At 39.1% G+C, this 19422-nt stretch carries 8 protein-coding genes; all 8 read right to left on the reverse strand.

What is annotated here, in order from left to right; translation table 11 throughout:
- Nucleotides 1-26: 26 nt before the first annotated feature.
- Nucleotides 27-1583 carry a RagB/SusD family nutrient uptake outer membrane protein gene (locus tag E6H07_01000; GenBank protein TMI64525.1) on the reverse strand — a complete coding sequence of 519 codons (1557 nt, stop codon included), beginning with the start codon at nucleotides 1581-1583 and terminating at the stop codon, nucleotides 27-29.
- Between the two features lie 21 nt (nucleotides 1584-1604).
- Entirely contained in the window at nucleotides 1605-4835 is a 3231-nt protein-coding gene (locus tag E6H07_01005) for a TonB-dependent receptor (GenBank protein ID TMI64526.1), read from the reverse strand.
- A gap of 236 nt (nucleotides 4836-5071) precedes the next feature.
- On the reverse strand, nucleotides 5072-8515 hold the full coding sequence (locus E6H07_01010) for a DUF4450 domain-containing protein (protein ID TMI64527.1): 3444 nt from the start codon (nucleotides 8513-8515) through the stop codon (nucleotides 5072-5074).
- Nucleotides 8516-8689: 174 nt separating this feature from the next.
- Nucleotides 8690-11542 (reverse strand): glycoside hydrolase family 2, encoded by a 2853-nt coding sequence (locus tag E6H07_01015; GenBank protein ID TMI64528.1) that lies wholly within the window; start codon nucleotides 11540-11542, stop codon nucleotides 8690-8692.
- Between the two features lies 1 nt (nucleotide 11543).
- Nucleotides 11544-13994, reverse strand: a complete 2451-nt coding sequence (locus E6H07_01020) for a hypothetical protein (protein ID TMI64529.1) — start codon at nucleotides 13992-13994, stop codon at nucleotides 11544-11546.
- A gap of 3 nt (nucleotides 13995-13997) precedes the next feature.
- Nucleotides 13998-14984, reverse strand: a complete 987-nt coding sequence (locus tag E6H07_01025; protein TMI64530.1) for a glycosyl hydrolase — start codon at nucleotides 14982-14984, stop codon at nucleotides 13998-14000.
- Nucleotides 14984-17785 (reverse strand): glycoside hydrolase family 2 protein, encoded by a 2802-nt coding sequence (locus E6H07_01030; GenBank protein ID TMI66431.1) that lies wholly within the window; start codon nucleotides 17783-17785, stop codon nucleotides 14984-14986. Before E6H07_01030 ends, E6H07_01025 begins: the two co-directional genes overlap by 1 nt.
- 304 nt (nucleotides 17786-18089) lie before the next feature.
- On the reverse strand, nucleotides 18090-19364 hold the full coding sequence (locus E6H07_01035; GenBank protein TMI64531.1) for a hypothetical protein: 1275 nt from the start codon (nucleotides 19362-19364) through the stop codon (nucleotides 18090-18092).
- Between the last annotated feature and the right edge of the window lie 58 nt (nucleotides 19365-19422).

Genomic DNA, 19422 nt, shown 5'->3' on the forward strand with positions numbered 1-19422 from the left:
TACTGGATTGCTGCTATGCGAAATTCTTAATACCCGGGATTTTGTATGTATAGGCCGGGTACTGCATCCATCTGTGTTTGCGGAACAGGATATATGATATGATTTGCTGTTATCGGGTTGATCTTGTGAAGAGCAGCATCCTCCACAGCTTTCCACGCATCCATGATTGTTATCAGATTGCCACTTCTTTGCAGGTCGAACCACCGTAAACCTTCACCAGCAAATTCTCTTCTGCGTTCATCAAACAACTGCGCCAGTGTAACATTGGTAACAGCAGGCAGACCGGCCCTTACCCTCACTTGGCTGACAATACCGTCAACATCACCTTGTGTTCCGGTAGTGCCGTGTAAGATGCACTCGGCTTTTAGCATGAGTATATCGGTGTACCGGATGGCGATGAAGTTGACGGGCCAATCAAAACGGCTGGCTGTTGATATCCTGGTTGTATCCAGGTATTTTCTGAAGAAAGGCTTTGTGTCGCTTCCAAAAGTTGTTGTGTGAATAAAGGGCAACTTTCGTGTATCACCAACTGCATAACTAGCTACGAGGTTAGCCGATACCGATGGCGTTCCAAGAGCCCCGTTTAATGCCGTGCTATTGCTGCCTAAAATATTGAAATAAGTTTGTGGAACAAGCTGCCAGGGATGGGTAGCTCCTAAAACAGGGTTTTGAGCACCAATATACATTACATCAAATATGGCTTCTCTGTTACCCGTCGTGTGTCCCGGGCTTTGATTGGTATAAGAGAAAATGCCGGCAGCAGGTGTAGGAAAACTATATGGAAGTGGATTGAAGACAAAAGGACCGTTGCTGATAATATCCTGCAACAAAGGCAATGCAAGGCTCCATTCATTTAGCCCCAAACCAGGTCCTTCAATGCCATACGTAGGGCCCGAACGGGTCATGTAAACTTTTGCAAGTGTTGCCTCGGCAGCATATTTGGTAGCCCTTCCAATATCGGTTGCCGTATAAGCAGGAAATACACCGCTGTAATTGGCCGGCAAATTAGCTATTGCAAACTGGAGGTCGGCAATGATGAGTGCATATACATCAACAACAGAACTACGTGCAATCGTGGTTGCTTCGGCAGCCGTCACCGTACGATCAATAACCGGAACTTTCCCATATAACTTAACCAAGTCGAAATAATAAAAGGCCCGGAGAAATTTTGCTTCAGCCGTTAACCTGTTTGCCAAAGCTGCAGAACCGACGTAAGTATTGTTTTTGACAATTTGTTCAATAACCGTGTTGGCCCTGAAGATGCCATTGAAATCTGCCGTCCATGCTTCTTCCACATACACATTAGCTGCAATGCCAGTGGAAAAATTATTGATAGGATCAGGGTCGCGGGCAACATCGTTGGTTGGATAAATATTATCTGACCTTACTTCAGAAAGGAATAACTGCCTGTCGGGGTAGCCCCTCAGTGAATTGTAAGCTGCATTAACAGCTTGTATAAAATCACTTGGTTGCTGATAAAAAGTTGGAGTGGTTGCCGTTGATAGTGGTACCTGGTCTAAATCTTTTGAGCAGGATGCTAAGATGCCGGTCGCTATTATTAAGATGAATGATATTTTTTTCATTTTTTTAAAAATTAGGGGTGATTAAAAAGTAAAGTTTAGTCCGAATATCAATGCTTTTGGCAGTGGTATACCGCCATAATCACCCGCTGCCGGAAATGCTGCATTGGAACTTGAACTGGTATTCACTGCATCGGGGTTCAGACCATTGCTGTATTTATCATGGCCGAAGAAGTTTTCTAACGTCAAGAACACTCTTGCACCATGTATATAATTAGTTTTAATCAAAGTCTTCAAATTATAACCCAGTGTTATGTTGCGTACACGTATATAATCTGATGAGAATAAATTATCAGTTGCGGAAGTAATCGGGCTGTAATAATTAGAAAACGTCTTTCCATACCTTCCGTCGCCCTGGTTAGTTGGCGATCGCCACCTGTCTACATAGTCTGCAGTATGGTTATCGGACTTCCCTTGGCCGGGCCTGTTAAGAGCTCTCCCTAATTCTGAATAAATAGAGCCCCCCCACTGACCTTGCACCAGCACATTCAGATCGAAACCTTTATACCGGAATGTATTCGTGATACCATATGTATAATCAGGGTTTGGATGTCCCACTATTACTTTATCTGCTTCAGTTATTACACCGTCACCATTTGTATCCTGGTATTTTAAGTCACCTTCCTGTTCTGCTCCGTAACGGGCAACATTCTTATTAATATCCTCCTGTGTTAAAAACCCAATGGTTTGCAAAACATAAATACTGTTTAAAGCATATCCTACACGTAAAATCTGGGAGGTTACATTATTACCCTGGGGTATTATGATTTGAGTTTGTCCCGGTGCAAGTGCTTCAATTTTGTTGGTATTATGAGTGATGTTCAGGGAAGTGGTCCATTGAAATTTTCCAACCAAATTGCGGCTGTTCAATTCCAATTCCTCACCAACATTTCTTACTGAACCGATGTTAGTGAGATAAGATGTAAAACCGGTTATTGACGGAACCTGTACATTCAATAACAAGTCTGTATTTAGTTTATTGTAGTAATCGAAAGAACCGGTTATCCGGTTTTTGAATAGCCCGAAATCAAAACCTATATCATAGGTTTCAGATCTTTCCCATTTCAGATCGGGGTTTGCCAATACGTTTGGCGCCTGGCCAATGACTGCTGCAGGTGCACCAAGTACATATCCTGCAGAACCAATCGTGGCGAGGCTGGCGTAATCATTCGGCAAATTATTGTTTCCGTTTACCCCATAAGATCCCCTTAATTTCAGGTCACTGATAAAAGAGAGTCCTTTCATAAATCCTTCTTCGCTTGTTATCCATTTTAAAGAAATGGATGGAAATGTACCAAACTGGTTATTGACGCCAAACCGTGACGACCCATCCCTACGTAAGCTTGCTGATAAAAAATATTTATCCTGGAATGCGTATTGCAGCCGGCTGAAATAAGAGATCAAAACACTTTTAGTTGATGTAGTATTACCGGTAACAGCTGCTGCTGCATTTAAGGTTTGTATAACAGCACTGGTATATCCTCCGTTTGAACTCATGGTCGCCCTGTCCAAAAGATCGTAGTTATAAGCAAAGCCTGCCAGTACATTAATGCTATGCACTTGTTTAAATACTTTATTATAAGTAAGGGTGTTTTCATTTACAAAGGTTTGTCTCCGGTAACTGTTATAGGTGCCGCTGGTGCTGGCAAGCAGATTGTTGGACCCGGTAAAGATCCGCGGGTTTACATCGGGCTGCCCGTTTACTCCTTTAGTACCGTTGCCAACGATTATATAGGGTACATAGGTGTTGGCAATATTATCCGTATTATCTAAGTTGACAGAAGATCTAAAACTCAATTGTTTGGTAATTTGTAAATCGCCATAAATTGTACCCACTGTACGATACCTTTTGGTGGTTCCTTTGCTGTACATTAACCTGCCGTATGGCATGATTGAATTACTATAGAGATAGATCAGGTTTTTTCCTGTATTGGTGAATAAGCCAACCGTATCTTCCTGCACAGGCGAATGACTTAGAATCTGGTGAAAAATGGCGTTTTGTCCGTCTATGCCCGGATCCTGTGTTTCGGAATAAGTAGGCGCTATGTTCACACCAAATCTTAATTTTTTAGAGGCGGCGATATCAAGATTTGCCCTGAGTGAATATGCTTTGTAACCAACGTTCTGAATAAAGCTTTCCTGGTTTGTATAATTTCCAGACATGAAATATTTTATAACATCTGATCCACCGCTGACAGAAATCTGGTAGTTCTGCATTTTACCTTTCCTCTCTATTGCATCTTGCCAGTCTATAAATGCCAAACCGGGATGTCCGGGCATTGCCCATCGGGGATCAAGAATATAATTAGCATCAAAGAGTCCACCGTTTTTTGCCAGCCTTGTCGCTTGATCATCATTGGCGGTTGCACCAACAGATCCGTATTTGGCTACGTATGCTCCATTAATAAATTCCGTGGCGTTTTCAATCCACTGGTCGCCATTCATCATCTGCAGTTTTTTAGAAGCTTCATTATATCCCCCATAAATAGCCAGGTCAACTACAGGCTTACCAGTGCGGCCACGTTTGGTGTTGATCAGCACAACACCATTGGATGCTCTTGAACCATAGATAGCCGCCGCAGCAGCATCCTTCAATACTTCAATGCTTTCAATATCGTTGGGATTAATATTATCTAGTGGGTTACCAGTTGTAAAAGTACCATTACCGGTATTGCTTGAATTAACTGATAATGGAAACCCATCCAATACATACAATGGCTCATTGCCTCCACTGATAGAACCTGAACCACGTATCTGAATACTAAAAGCCTTTCCGGGTATGCCTGTATTTTGCTTTACTCTTACACCCGCCAATTGTCCTACCAATGCCTGGTCTACCCGGGTGATAGCCCTTTCCTGAAAATTTTCATTTTTCAGTTTACTGACTGCGCCAGCAACATTTCTCTTCTTTTGTGTACCATAACCAATAACAACCACATCATCCAATTGGGTGGTAGATTTTTGCATGGTTAATGACACTTCAGTTCCTGAAACATTTATTGTTTGTTCCATGTAGCTTACATGGGTAAAAGTCAACTGAGCGTTCTTCAGATTTCCGGGAACGGCGATTGAGAAACTTCCTGAAGCATCAGTCTTGGTAACAACAGCTGTTCCTTTTAAAGTAACAGAGACATCGGGAATGCCCATACCTGTTTCATCAGTGAGTTTTCCTTTAATTACTATTTCCTGTGCCAATACAAATAATGGCAAAAGAAAAACCAGAATCGCAAAAATTGTCTTAACAGTTTTTGTCATACAGCAAGTTTTAGTATTTCAAACCTAACTTGTGCCATAGCAAAAACTATCCTGTTTCATCCTGTTTTATAAAGAGTTTATTTTTTTTTGAATGCAAAAAAAAATCAATTACAGTCGGGGAATTTTTATACTAAAAATATTTTAGCAAGTTCTGGAAAGAAATTATCAATGTCGTTGCACAAAATATTTTTTCTTCAATATAAAATTTAAAAACTTATTGGATAAAGAGGTATGATTTATCGCAGCAGTGTTATGCTCATCAGTCCGATAACCACATCATTGGCTACTGTTTTCAAAACAAGGTCCTTTAATTTCTTTTTACTATCCAATGGCATACTAAGTACTGTTGCAGCACCACCATCAATACCAAAGTTTGAAAAACCACGTATAGATGTGTATTTATAATCTTTGGGAATTTCTTTTCCTGTTTTTAATGAAATGCGAATTGGTTTTGGTGCATCAGTCGTAAAAGCAAATCCATCAGTGTAATAATCCTGTTCAATGGGCCACCAGTTTTCTGGATTTTTCAATTCAAGATGATCTGAAGTACCATCTGTGTAGCTGATAATAATTTCTCCATTGAGCAACCGGCTCTGCATTGGATTGGTGCTACCTGCCATGAGGAAATAGGCATGTGATGCATTTCCTTTTAAAGGAATGATAATTGAATCCGGGTAGTTGTCCCACATGGAAGTGAATACAATATTTTTTGAGTTTGTAGTACCGGGTGTCTGAAAAGGGATACCTGTTGAAGTAATGAATTCATTTTTTGTTCCAGCTATTGTTCTTAATCCGCTATCTGAAATATTTACCTGAACAGAATGGTAAGCCCAATTTCCAATTCCTTGTGTTGGCAATTGAAGCGTTGGCGATTTTGGTCTTGGTGAGAGATACTTGTTTTTAAAAATCTGTGTTACTGGATCGTTGAAAGATGGAGTCAAATCAATTTTTTCAAAAAGTCTTTTTTCATTTATGGGCGTTACTTCAGCAATAGGATATTCTTCTGTAATATAAATATCCAAAGCCTGCCACCATGTAAATGCACCTTGCTTTGTTTTTATAAAAATTGTTTTGTGCCCTCCTTTCTCTGTGAACCTGGCAGAAAGGAAATTTTTACCTGTTGACACTTCTCTAAGCACTTTTTGCGGATCATATAATTCAAACCCGGATAAAATTTTAGAATCGACTACCAATTTTTCATAATTGTATAATTGTTTACGATAGAATAACTGGCTTAATTTATTTCCCCTCCAATTAATAACAATACTATAGTTTTCACCCGCAGGTACATTAATCTCAACAGACGGTCTCCCTATTGTATTCTGAACAGGCTTCCATTTAACCGGTTTACCGTTAACAAATACTTCAGCAATATTATCTTTCAAAGCAGGAAGGATCAATTGCAAACCAAGATGCCCGTAAGTATTTTGTTTGATTGTGTAAACTTCTTTATCTCCCGTTCTCACAAAATCGAAACTAATATCCGCCGTTTGTATGGATGCATTATCCCATGCTGCCGGAAAACCCGGTTTTATCACTAATCGTTTATTCAACGCATCGGGTTGTATGCCAAACAAACCTTCCACTAAAGTTCTTGCTGTCATTCCTAATCCATCTGCAAAGTCCCTGTATAATTCGCCCCGTATTGCATCATAAAAACTTAATTGCTGAAAATTTCCGGGGCTTGAACTTAAATACATTGTTTCTAAAATAGTACTGCGCCAGAGTTTAAATGCATCTTCATTTCTATTACCCTGCCAGTAAGCCAAAGCTGTATGAAGATTCTCAGCAAATACTACATTATTCAAACTCCATGTATAAGGTTGCCAGTTAGTTTCGCTTAACAAGTACAAATCTTTTTCATCCCAACCTTTTGCAATTACAGGTATATGCGGAATCTGCTTATCTATATATCTTAAACTTTGGTATGCTTGAAAAGCATCAGGCACTTTACTGTCTATTGCATGATAAATGGTCCACAAACCAGCAGCAGGATGAAGTAATTTATTTCCGAGTAAATCTTTATATTCTGCATACCAACCTTTTTCTGGCATCCACAAGTTTTTGTTGATAGCATTTAATATTTTGTTTGCTTCTTTTTCATAAGCCACCCCGTCTTCACCGATCAGTTTTGCCAATCTTGCAGCTTCTTTAAATGCACGATAATTATAGGCACTTGAATGAGTAACTCCTCCTCCACTGTATTGCATAGCATCGCTTGCCCAGATAGCTGCATACGCATCATATAAGCCATCGCCATCTGCATCAAAATTTTTCTTTTCCCATGCAAGATGCCGTTTCAGTAAAGGCCACATCTTTTTTACATACCCAATATCACCTGTATAATTAAAATGATTGAGCAACTGGTCAATAAAACCAAGATTCATATCATAATGATGGGCACCTATATAACCATTTGGATTGCGGGTGATATATCCTTCACTGAATAATTGTGTGCCTATTTTTTCTAAATGTCTTGCAAGATTTAAAGCAGTATCCATCACTACGCCGCTTGTTGCAGGTGTTGTTAACTGTGATTTTTCATACGCATCAAAATGTGTTCTTGCCCTGTCATGCCAACCAAGAGGATCAGCAACATAAGCACCCCGCCAGCCGGGCAAACGCATACGCCAGGCAATAGCGCCATGCATATAAGTTGGTTCTTCCCAGATAGCATCAGCAGCAACAGATAATGCAGCACCGAGTGTATTTAAATATTTATCAGGGGTATTTATTTTAATTCTGTCTGCCAATTTTTTTCTTACTGCTTCGGCATCATTAAATTCCTGATCAGCTTTTTTCGTAATTGGAGTTGCTGTATTGTGTAACAGAAAATATTCTTCAACATTTTTTAATTGCAATTTACCTCCAACACAAAAGTCTTTTTTAGCCGAGTCAAGTGGATTAAAAATCCTTTCCGGATTGGAGGCATCAATCAACCTGGCAGATGAAGAAGATGGATAAAACCCTGTTATTTTTTTTGCATTACCTATCTCACCTGTAAGCTGACTCTCAGGTTTAGTTTGAATTTCATACCGTTCTTCTTCTGTCAGTACTTTGCCTGTGCCATAGGTAAGAACAAATTTTTCATTCAGCAACTGGTAGCGATTATCGGAACAGTTTTCAGCTTTCAAATAAAAAGATGATTCAGGGTCAGCACCAATATCACCATCTCTTGAAAATTTTTTGCCTGATGCGCCGCCGTATATCCATAACAACTGAACATCGCCTGTTATATTTTCTGATCTTATTTTAACCACCATACCTTCTGCATTGCTTAAAGCCAATACAGAAATAAATAGCTTTCCATTGCCGAGTAATGGATCTTCGATCTCATATAACATACTACCCGCCCTGTAAATGGTCTTTATACTTTGCGCTTCAATCAACCATTTTCTTTTATCGGCATTCATCAATGCAAAACGCAGATTACCTCCCATACCGGGCATATACATAGCGAACTCAGGCAAATCGCCTGCTTCAACTCTGAAAGCTGTATTGGTTCCATATAATGCACGGTTGAAACGGAGTTTACCATTTTCACAGACAAAATCAGTTCCTTGCGGATAGTAATGAACCGTTCTCTCCTTTCCATGCCATAAGGTTGTATCGACTTTGATCTGAGCTTCGGTACATGAGAACCTCAATAATAAAACTGATAAGAAAAATAATTTCTTCATTTTAATATCTGATAGCGTACCTCTTTGTTCAATAGCGAACAGGAAGTACAAGTGTGCGACCCTTCGACAAGTTCAGGGTAAACTGCGACGCTATTGCTGAATAGCGAAGAGAAACTTGAACGGAGCGTCGCAACGATGTTTAATAGTAGTAATCCAGTTTGGTTCATAATAAAATTAAAATACTTCATCAACCTTCGGTCTGCTATATTGCTCCTTGCTGTTTATTGTTTTTGGCATACCGAAATAAAAATACAACGTACGTTTTTTATTGCCACTTAAATGATTCAATTCGCTTTGCGGGCCATACACTCTTGTATTGGTAGTGAGACCAACTGCTAACTTTGTTCCAATCGGCGGAATACAATCTAAAAACGAAATATTACCTAAAGGAACTTCGGGATGCGGTTTAATTGCATCACTCAATGCATAAAAATCAAAGAGGCGGACAAATAAACCAGTATCGGGACTAGCGATATATAATTTACCCTGCACAGTACTAAGCTCCATCCACGAAACCTCTCCATAATAACCTTTGAACTCAGGATATACAACCGGCGAATAGCCGGTATGTGTATTATTATAAATATTCTGCCATACATTAATTGGTGTACCAGCTACCCGGTTTTTCCATTGTCGTGCCGGGCCTTTACCCAACCAACGGCTTGACAAAACATAATTCTCAGGATAATTAAAACTGATACCTGCAAATGGTTGATCTCCTTCAATACTATATTCATATTCCATCGTTGTCCACCCGCTGGCATTCATTTTCCATTTTACATATTTCATATTGCCGCTGTACGTAAACTCTACCACCTGGCTATTTTCTTCTTTGTATGCTTTAGACGAAACAACTGCTGCATTTCCTTTTACCAGCACAGGACCATTGTTAAATGACAACACATAATCGTTGGCCGTATTTCTTGTTGTAACAAGGCTGCCCGTTTTTTTATCCAGCACTATACTTACTTCACCTCCTGTGATCGTATAAACTGTATCAGTTTCTTTTAAAAATGTTGAATCATTCTTTAGTGTAACGAAGTTTTGCAGCAAAGAAGCATTATCCTTTATTTTTGAAGTCCATTTATAAATTTCTTTTCCAAAATTATCTTTTGCAACGATCACCAACGCATCATAATTTTTATAATCAGCAGGTAAATTAATTTTCAGGCTGCCCTTTTGAACAGGGGATATATTTGGCGATGACGCAACTCCTTTTTGTTTTACAACATAGCCATCAAAACGATCGAAGGGTTTGCTATAATCCACCAATGCCCAATAAAAAGTACACTGGTTGGTGTTCAGAAAATGAAACCGGTTCTCAAGTTCAATTTCTCCATTGAAATTTGAAGGCAACTGATTGGATAAAGAAAGCTTAACAGGAGAAAAAATTTCACGCAATGCATAAAAGCTTCCTTCTTTTTCGCGGTGCGGGCCAAGAATGCCATCATTTGCATTCAGGCCATTTGCATCCAGCATACCATTTAAATCTGTTCTTACAACCGATTCATCCACCATTGCCCAGATAAAACCACCGGCAGATTTTTGTGATTTCCAATGGAGCTCCCAGAAATCTTGCATCGCTGAACCACCACCGCCATCATCCTGTGCATGTAAAAATTCAGTGGGCATATAAATGAGTGAATCGTTTAGGATTTTCTGTGTGCTGTAATAATCTTCATAGTGGTTGCAATCAATACCATTGAACTGGTTGCCGGGGCGATGATGCGGATGTATAACGGGACGTTTTTGAAAATCCCATTTTACAAAATCATCATCAAGGTCTTTGTTCGTGCCGCCTTCATTACCATTATCCCAGAAAATAATGGAAGGATGATTCAAATCTCTTAATACCATTTCCTTTACCAGCGGTTCACCGGCTTTTGATGAATAAAATTTTTGCCAGCCAGCCAGTTCATCCAATACATAAATGCCCAGTGAATCGCACAGTTGTAAAAAATATTTATCCGGAGGATAATGAGAACAACGAACGGCGTTCATATTCATTTCTTTTAACAGCAAAACATCCGTTAATTGATTCTCATTGCTTAATGCCCTTGCTGTCTCTGGCCAGAAGCAATGACGATTGACTCCTTTGAACTTTACCTGTGTCCCATTTATATAAACACCCATGCCATAACGTATCTCAATAGTTCTGAAACCAAATTTTTCATTCAGCTCATATAATTTTTTTCCAGCTGCATCCTGCAACACAATATTCGCATTATAAAGGGTTGGTGTTTCTGAAGTCCATTGCTTGATATTTTGAGCCTGAGTATTTACAATTATATTTTCATCAGCCTTAGCAACAGGAGTTTTTGCCGAGGCAATAACTTTCTTATTTGAATCTGTAATGGTGGTAACAACAAAAGCATTTTGAGACAATCCTTTTTTCCAAACCTGCATGGCAAATTTTCCATCATGCTTTGCATCAATACCAACATAATCTATGTATTGTTTTGGCATTGCTTCAAGAAACACCGGACGAAAGATGCCACCGAACACCCAATAGTCGGCTAACCGCTCAGCATTATTTACACTGGCATCGCTGCTCATTTTACTTACAGTTACTTCCAATGTATTTGGCTTATCGAAAAATAAAAGTGACGTGATATCATATTTGAAACGATAGAAAGCTCCTTGATGTATATCTCCTGCTGACTTACCATTGATCTTTACTTCTGTATCCGTCATGCTGCCGTCAAAAACGATATTGATACTTTTTCCTTTCCAGGATGCAGGCACTTTAAACTGGTATTTATACATTCCCTGCTCATCATAAAACCTTGCATTCTTTCCATTGGTTTTATAATCACGGCCATAATTATAATTGCCAAAGCCTTGCTGCTCCCAGCAGCTCGGCACTTGTATCTTTTTCCATTCGCCACTATTTCGACCTGCCGTGCAAAAGAAATCCCATTGCATCGTATGTGTGGCATCGGTGCCGCTGAGATACTGTATTTGCTTCTGTTGTGCCGAAGAAACAACGGCACAAAGCAGGAATAATCCTGATAGTAAGTTGCGCATCTTATTGTACTTTATAAATTTCAACCTGGTTGATAATAATATTTTTATTAAGTAATTGAATTGTAATAGTAGCTGTGCCGCTTGTGCTCAGCATATGAACCGTCTCTCCAATTGAAAATCCTCTCAGCACATTTTCCTTCCATACAGGTGAATCTGCTTCAGCATTTACATTCACAGTCTGAATTGCATCATTATTTAATGAAACACTATAATTCAATTTCTGTTCATTCTCCATTGCAAATGTGGGCAAACATTTTACAATAATATTATACACACCAGCATTTAAAGTTGTTTTATACTGAATAACAGATTTTGCTGCGTTAACAGATGGAACCAGTCCCGCATTACTAATACCTGAACCCGGCAGAAGTAAACAACCAGTAGTAGCTTTAGTGTTATATACCTGCTGCGCAGTAATAATCTGTACCCTTTGTGCTTCTTTAATTTCCTTTTTCATCAAAGTAGAATCTACAGTTATTTTCAAACTGTCAAAAACAGGTGGCGCATCAAATGTTTTCTGGTCACGTGGATGCCAGCTCATGATCCCATTCCATTTCCCTTTTGCAATAAACCGGTTGTATCGTTCCGTTATTTCAGGAATAATTTGATAAGCCTGCTGCGCCAACTGCAGGTTTTCTTTTACTTCATCAATTTTATTTCTCCTAAACAGCTGCACAGCTAACTGCTGGTATAATATTTTTTTGTTTTGCAAGACCGCAGCTTCAACCGGGTACTTGACTAATTGAAAGAATGCATCTGTAAGATCCTTATCTATCTTTCCAGCACAACTATCCGTCATCTCATACAAATTCTGATAAGCTTCCAGTCTTTGATAAATTTCTTTTGCTGTAAACTTCAACATATTCAGGTGTTCTGGTTTCCCTGATGCAGCGAGTTGATAATATTGTTTTTTAATTCGTACAATATCCGCCGCCGGTTTACTACCAAATGTTTCCGTTGCCCATTTGTGAATATAAACATCAGGATTGGTAGCATTGTAAGTTGTAATATCCCACGCCATATCCAAAGCAAACTGCATTTCTAGTTCAGCAGGCTTAATATCACCTACATTAAACACCCATAGTTTTTTTGCATTGTAATCATAAGCCTTCTTCATTTCATAGCCAATCAATGCAGGTGACATAGAAGAAAGCCATAAATAATCAGCCGGACTACCCCAGTAAGATAAATGATAATAGACCCCATGACCACCGCTCCGCTTTTGCTCTGCTTCATTCGGTAACTGGCGGATATATCCATGATTATCATCGGGCCAGATGATAGTGATATCATCAGGCAGTTTCATTCCACGACGATACAAACTCAACACTTCTTTATAAGGAACAAAAATTTGCGGGACTTTATCTGGCTGTTTTTTAAAATTGTTCTGCAGCATCTGTCGTTGGTCAGTAATGATCTGTTCAAGCAGTTTTAATTTCTCATCCGCATCTTTAGGCCCGGGCATACCACTGTCATGCACACCACGCATACCTACTGTAAAAACTGATTCAAAGTTTGTAGCTTGCTTAACACGGTCGTTCCAGTAATTATAAACTATATCCTTATTTGTGTCATAGCGCCACTCACCGGATTTCTTTCCATACTCATTTTCAAAATTCACTGCCCACTCAAATACGTTATTACGTAACATCGGTTCTGCATGACTGCTGCCAACAATTATTGCATAATCATCTGCAACTTTAGGATTCTCTTTGTAGTAATAGAAAGCTTTAGTGCATGGATGCATAGCCGGCCAGATATAATTTGCTTTTAACCGCAACAACAATTCAAAAACCTTTGCATAGGTTTTCGGACCGATATCTTTTATATCCGTATCCATATTTTTTGCCGCCCATGGTTGCAGCCCCCAATCTTCATCGTTAATAAAAATACCGCGATATTGAACGGATGGTTCTTTTGAAATATAAGAACCTGAAACATATAACTGCTTTTTCTTTACAGGTAATACGTCTGCCCACCATACAAAGGGAGAAACATCCATCAGCCTTGACAAATGAAAAATGCCGTAAGCTGTGCCTCTTCTGTCACTGCCAGCAATAACCAGTTTATTTTTATCAATAGCTTTTATGATAAAGGATTCCCATTTGTTTTTAACAGAAGACACATCAAGCTGCTTTTGCTTTATCATTTCATCAATGAATTTTGATTTGCCAATCGTGCCTGCGATTATACTCACTGTTCCCGGTTGGATACTATTACTCACTTGCATTTGTTTACCGGAAACCAGTTCTGCATCTTTAGCAAATGCATCAGCTGCAATGGAAACTACTTTAGCATCATTATTATCTATACAAATGGAAGAAATCGTCGATGTAGTAAATACCGGGAATGAGTTTGTCGATGCAGTTTCAGAAACAACAAATTGTTTCTGTTGTGCAGTCAAATCATGAGTATACTGTAATAAGCAAAATATAAAAACTGCCCTGAGCATTCATTATCGTTTTAGTTTTATCTGTGTTGGTTCATCCCTGTCACAAATAATTTCACCATTTATATATTTCAATTCAGCTATTTGTATCACACTTCGTTTATCATCAAAGGAACCTCTTGGAGCAGGATTCGCTTTGCTTCGGCCGGGGTGTGTGAAATAACACACAAAAGCCCTTCCTTCATTTACCACCACATCACAATGCCCGCCAATGGCCTGGTCATCTTTTCCTTTTCCGGGATTTTCCAAAATTCTTGAATCTTGTTTTTTCCAGTTGAGGAGATCACTGCTTGAATAAACTTCCATTCCCTTCCATGCATCAACGATCATAAAGTATTTCCCCTGCCAGTAAAATGTTTTAGGACCCTCCCCTCTTGCTGCAATTGCTTTTCCTTTATCAGTCCAGTTGTATAGATCTTTGCTATCAGCATACCAGATACTTTTTCCATCCCGTTCATTATTATACCACATCCGCCAAAGCGTATCATTTATTTTAAACACAGAAGCATCAATTACTTTTTCATTCACCAGTTTCAACGTTGACTGGTAGTTCCAGTTTTTTAGATCTTTACTGGTAAGATGAATAATAACTCTTGGATGGTTCCAATCTTTGAATGTACCGGGTACATAAGTAAGATACATGTGATAAGTTCCTTTATGCTCGATCACATCCGGCGCCCAGTGAGTATAGCCTTCATCAACATGATAATTAATATTACAGGTATCAACATATTTCCATGTTCTTCCATCTTTACTTTCTGCAATACCTATTCTTGTTCCATGCACCCACTGCACAGTTGAATCCTGGATAGAAGCACGGCGATTGGTGTAGAGCATCCACCATTTCTTCTTTGCTTTATTGTAAATAATCACCGGGTCAGCAGCACCATGATAAACGGGATCATCATATAAAGGTTTAGGTGCAGCGTTCTTTTGAGCAAATATGTTTATTGAAGAAACACAAAAAATAAAAAGCATTAAAAGTTTACTCATCATTCAAATTTCATTGGTGTAAGTGTTACGGGTCCGAGTAATCCTGAAGGTTTGGGTAGCCATTTAGCAGCGGTGAATAAACCATCGGCCCCACGGTTTTCCGCCAACCGTGCTGACATATTTATATTATAAAATTTTTTCCATTGAATACCTTTCTTATCCAAATCAATGATGCGGTTAGCCATACCATTGGTTACTATTACCTGCAAGTCATTAACAGGCTTTATTAAGTTTGGTGTAATTGCCACTGTATATGAAGGCCCGATCAGTGTAGCTATTTTTTTGCCATTCAATATTACAGTTGCCGATTCTTTTACATCACCCAAATTCAATAACCATGAACTGGGATTACCAGCAGGCCTATTAAAACTGATGCTGTATTGCGCAGTGCCTGAGAATTCTTTCACTCCTTCTACAGCCAAGTCCGTCCATGATTGTAATTGACCCACTATTGTTTCTTTTGGTAGTGTAGGGCCGCCTGAAATAAAATTCAGCTTCCACCCGATAGCTATCGGGTCACCACTGATTGTTACAGCATCGCCTGCAACCTTGGCATATGGAAACATTGCTCCCCTGAACTTTGCCGGACCTGTTTGCACCACGCATGATTCGCCGGGAGCCAGTTGTAAAAAAATATCCAGCGTATTCGCATCCCCTTGTCTTGTCATTGCTACACCGCTTCTTTCCAGCATAGGATCATACAATGCAGCATATTGTATTGGCGTATTCAGTAAAACCCAATTATTGAAAGTCTCTTTACCGTCGTTCGTGATAAAATAATATTCGCCTCCGGCAATTTTCCTACGGATACATTTCAATTTTTCTTCTGCGAGATATCTTTCATGACGTACATCTGCATTGGCCAGTAAATACTTCAGTTCCTTACCTTCCCAGAGTGTTCCTTTACCCAATTTGGCATTATTAATACCGGGAGCATTTGTAGTTTCAAATTTTATTTGTCCAATTAACGCATCAAACTGTTTTTGTTTATTCTCAATATCACTCAGTCCCGGAACCATTTTGGGAACACCATCATGAAAAATGATCTGTGCTCCAGCTTTTGACAATGAAACTAATTTCTGCAAAGTAGTTAACAGTAAATATTTTACTCCGCTTAAAACAAGAGTTTGATAATCGTCGCCCGGTGCTTTTATTTTACCGTTCACAACTTGCAACAATTGAATTTGCCGGTCACTTATCAAATCCCAGCTATAACCCAGTTCCAGCATTTCTTCTGCTGATTTATTAAATGATGTTCCCTCAAAACCTTCCATACCATCATAATGATGCAGCATACCGCCTCTCGACGGCAGATTGTTTCTGTCAGCAAAAGGAAAATATAATAACACATCATTCGATGGTTTACCTGCCTGCAAAAAGCTTTGGCATCTTGCCGCATAAGCATTCAGCGTACCGAAATCTTTCCAGAAAGGATTGGCAGGTGTAAAATGCACCGCTGCATAAAATAACCAACCGGGAAACGGTTCATCTTTCGGAGAGTAGTTAGTGCCATGATAAAAAATATGATTAACTCCTCCGAGAAAATATTTATCGAGAATCAGTTTCACATCACCTAGAGTAGAAAGAAAATGATCATTCAACCATGTAGCAGATTCTGAAGATGCCAATGGCTTACCCATTACATGTGCTGATGAAGTAGCAAACTTAAACCGGGTAAGATTTGTTCCTTCTGTTTCAGGAATATCAATCGTTGCATAGAGATCCAGAATATTTGCAGGCGAACCATGACTTTGATTACGGATCAATTTCCCTTTTGCTTTTGCCCATGCGTGCCAGGGCTGTGTAAATTTTTCCAATAGCAGATCAGAAATAGTTTCCCGGTAATCATACAATACTCTTGTATGCCTGTCGGAATTATCGGTTGCAAATAAAGCTGGCAATTCATTTTTCAGATCATACCCACGACGCTTTTTAAATTCATTAAAAAGATCTGGTGTCCAGTTGCTTTGGCCTCTTGCATCATCTACTTCATAACTATCATTAAAAAAGCTTCGCAATGATGAAATATCTTTTCCTGCAAATGCTTTATCAAATTCTGATAAATAATTTTTTAATGCCTGCCCGTTAAAATGATCAATAGCTCGTCCTTCACCACCGGGTGCAGCTCTTTCAACCATTTTACCATGCAGCCCTTCAAACAAAGCAATGAGTCTCCAATTACCCGCAGGAGCCGTCCACTTTAATTTTCCATTCACAACATTCTTTGTTACATCAATTGATTTTCCTTTCTCATCATAAGCCATCAGCAATTTTAATGGCAGCATTACATCAAATCTCACCTGGTCCAATGCCATTTCCTGTAAGTTCTTATTTGCTGTTATGGGATTTAAAACCTGATCCACTTTTAGTGGTTTACCATTGGCAGTGCGAACAAAACTTTCCTGCCTGTATTGAACAGTATCTTTCAGCATTTCACCTCCATTCAATGAATAGGATTTAAAAGCTATGTATTTGCTCGCATCCTTATCCTGAACCCATGGTCCGCCGAAAGGCCAGCCGGTACCTGTTGCCATATCAATACCAAGACCTAATCTTTTTCCTTCAGTCAAACTATATTGCAGCATCTCCACCCATTTCGGTGATAAAAAATTTATGAATTGAGCTTCTGCACCTTTCACTCCATATATCGGTGTTATTTCCATGCCACCCAATCCTGCCTGTTGGTATTGTTCCATGCACCATGTCAGATCTTTTTTATTTACGGCACTTCCTTCCCACCACCATCTTGTCCATGGTTTTGTTTGTTGTGTTATGGCCGGCCATTTTATTTGTGCAGGAATATCTGTTGTAAAGAAGATTACAAAACAAATGATGAATATCTTTTTCAAAGTGAAATTTTTATTTTGTTTACCAGCTTAGTGCTACTATTAAACTTTTGTTGCGTCGCACTCTTGTACTACAACAATTCTATTCAACACATATCAATTATTCGCCATTTTATCAAGCATTCATTCACCATAAGAAAATATTGAACCCCTAAGGGGTTCGCTTCGTGTATCATTATTCCTTACACCGGGTTTCGGTGCTACCAATATTAAGCCCCTACGGGGCTTTAAGAACTTTACAAACGAATAGACTTCTCCATTAATCCCCTTTAGGGGTATGGGGTTTCACTTCCACTGCATACACATTTGTTTCTCCCTCAAAGTTGGCTCTGAATATAATCCATTTCTCATCAGGGCTGAAATGCACATTGGGTTCTAAACTGTATTTATGATTTTTCATGTTAACTAGCTTCTCCGAAACAAATTTATTACCACTAGGTGTAAATAAGTATATCCACATGCCATCTTTTGCTTTTGCAACCTGACCTGGGTCACCTCCATCACCACAAAATAATTTATTGTCTTTTGTACTGTTGAAATGAATGCTCCATTCATCTCTTTGTAACTCGTATTTTGTTTTTTCTCCCGTTTTTACATTGTGGCCTTCTATGAAAAAGTTTGTGTTGCGTGGCTGTTGCAAGTCATACCAGATTATACTTCCATCCGCGCTGCTCCATTCATGTCCTGCTATTTCCATATCCATTATTCTTTTATGGATCTGGGTTATCTTTTTTGTTTTTACATCGATCGTCCAAATTCTATTCACTTTATGCCAGGGTCCTTCGTGACAAAACATTAATAGATCAGGATCGGTCGCTGAAAACTGCACATGATTCAGCCATGCAGTGTCTGAATGTACTTTATCAAGCTGTTTGGTCTTTGTATTAATAGTAAATAATGTACGTGGAAGCTTCGCTTCATAAATGATATTGAAATAACTTGATTTGTTTGGATACTTTTTGAACAACTCTTTTTCTTCATCGCTGCTTTTAGCACCGCCCAGCAAAGTGCCATCAGCATTAACAGCAGTTATGGTACCTTTAAAATCATTCGGGAAAACATAAACCAAAGTTTCTTTTTTTGTATCCACATTTACAGAAAACACACTATCCTTTACCTGGAAAAAAACTTCTTTTGTTTTTGCTGAAACGATCTCACCATTCATTGCAGTCTCGTGATTTGTAAGCTGATCGATTTTCAGGGTCTTTAAATCAACCCAATATATTTGGCGGTTTCTTGCACTGGTATTACTGATCTCTACTTTGGCTGCTTGCTCTTCTGGTTTTTGCGGGGAAGTATTATAAAAAACCATCTTATTCCCGATGAAAGGATTGTTGTGAAAGTAAAAACTATAGCTGCTGCCTTCCATTCTTGACAGCTTAATTATTTTATGATGTGTGTCTTTATCGATCCACTCATCGGGCATTTTTTGTCCGCCGGTTTCCATTACTGGTTGGGCAAGAACAAAAGAAGAGATGCAAGTAAAAATCATTGCAGTCAGCAATGCTGCAACAGGAAAATTTTGGAGTTTCATTTCAAGCAATCTTTAGTCTATAAAGTACGGCCTTCAGGTGCTTTTTTGTGTCCTGTAC

The organism is Bacteroidota bacterium (assembly GCA_005882315.1).
Lineage (GTDB): Bacteria > Bacteroidota > Bacteroidia > Chitinophagales > Chitinophagaceae > VBAR01.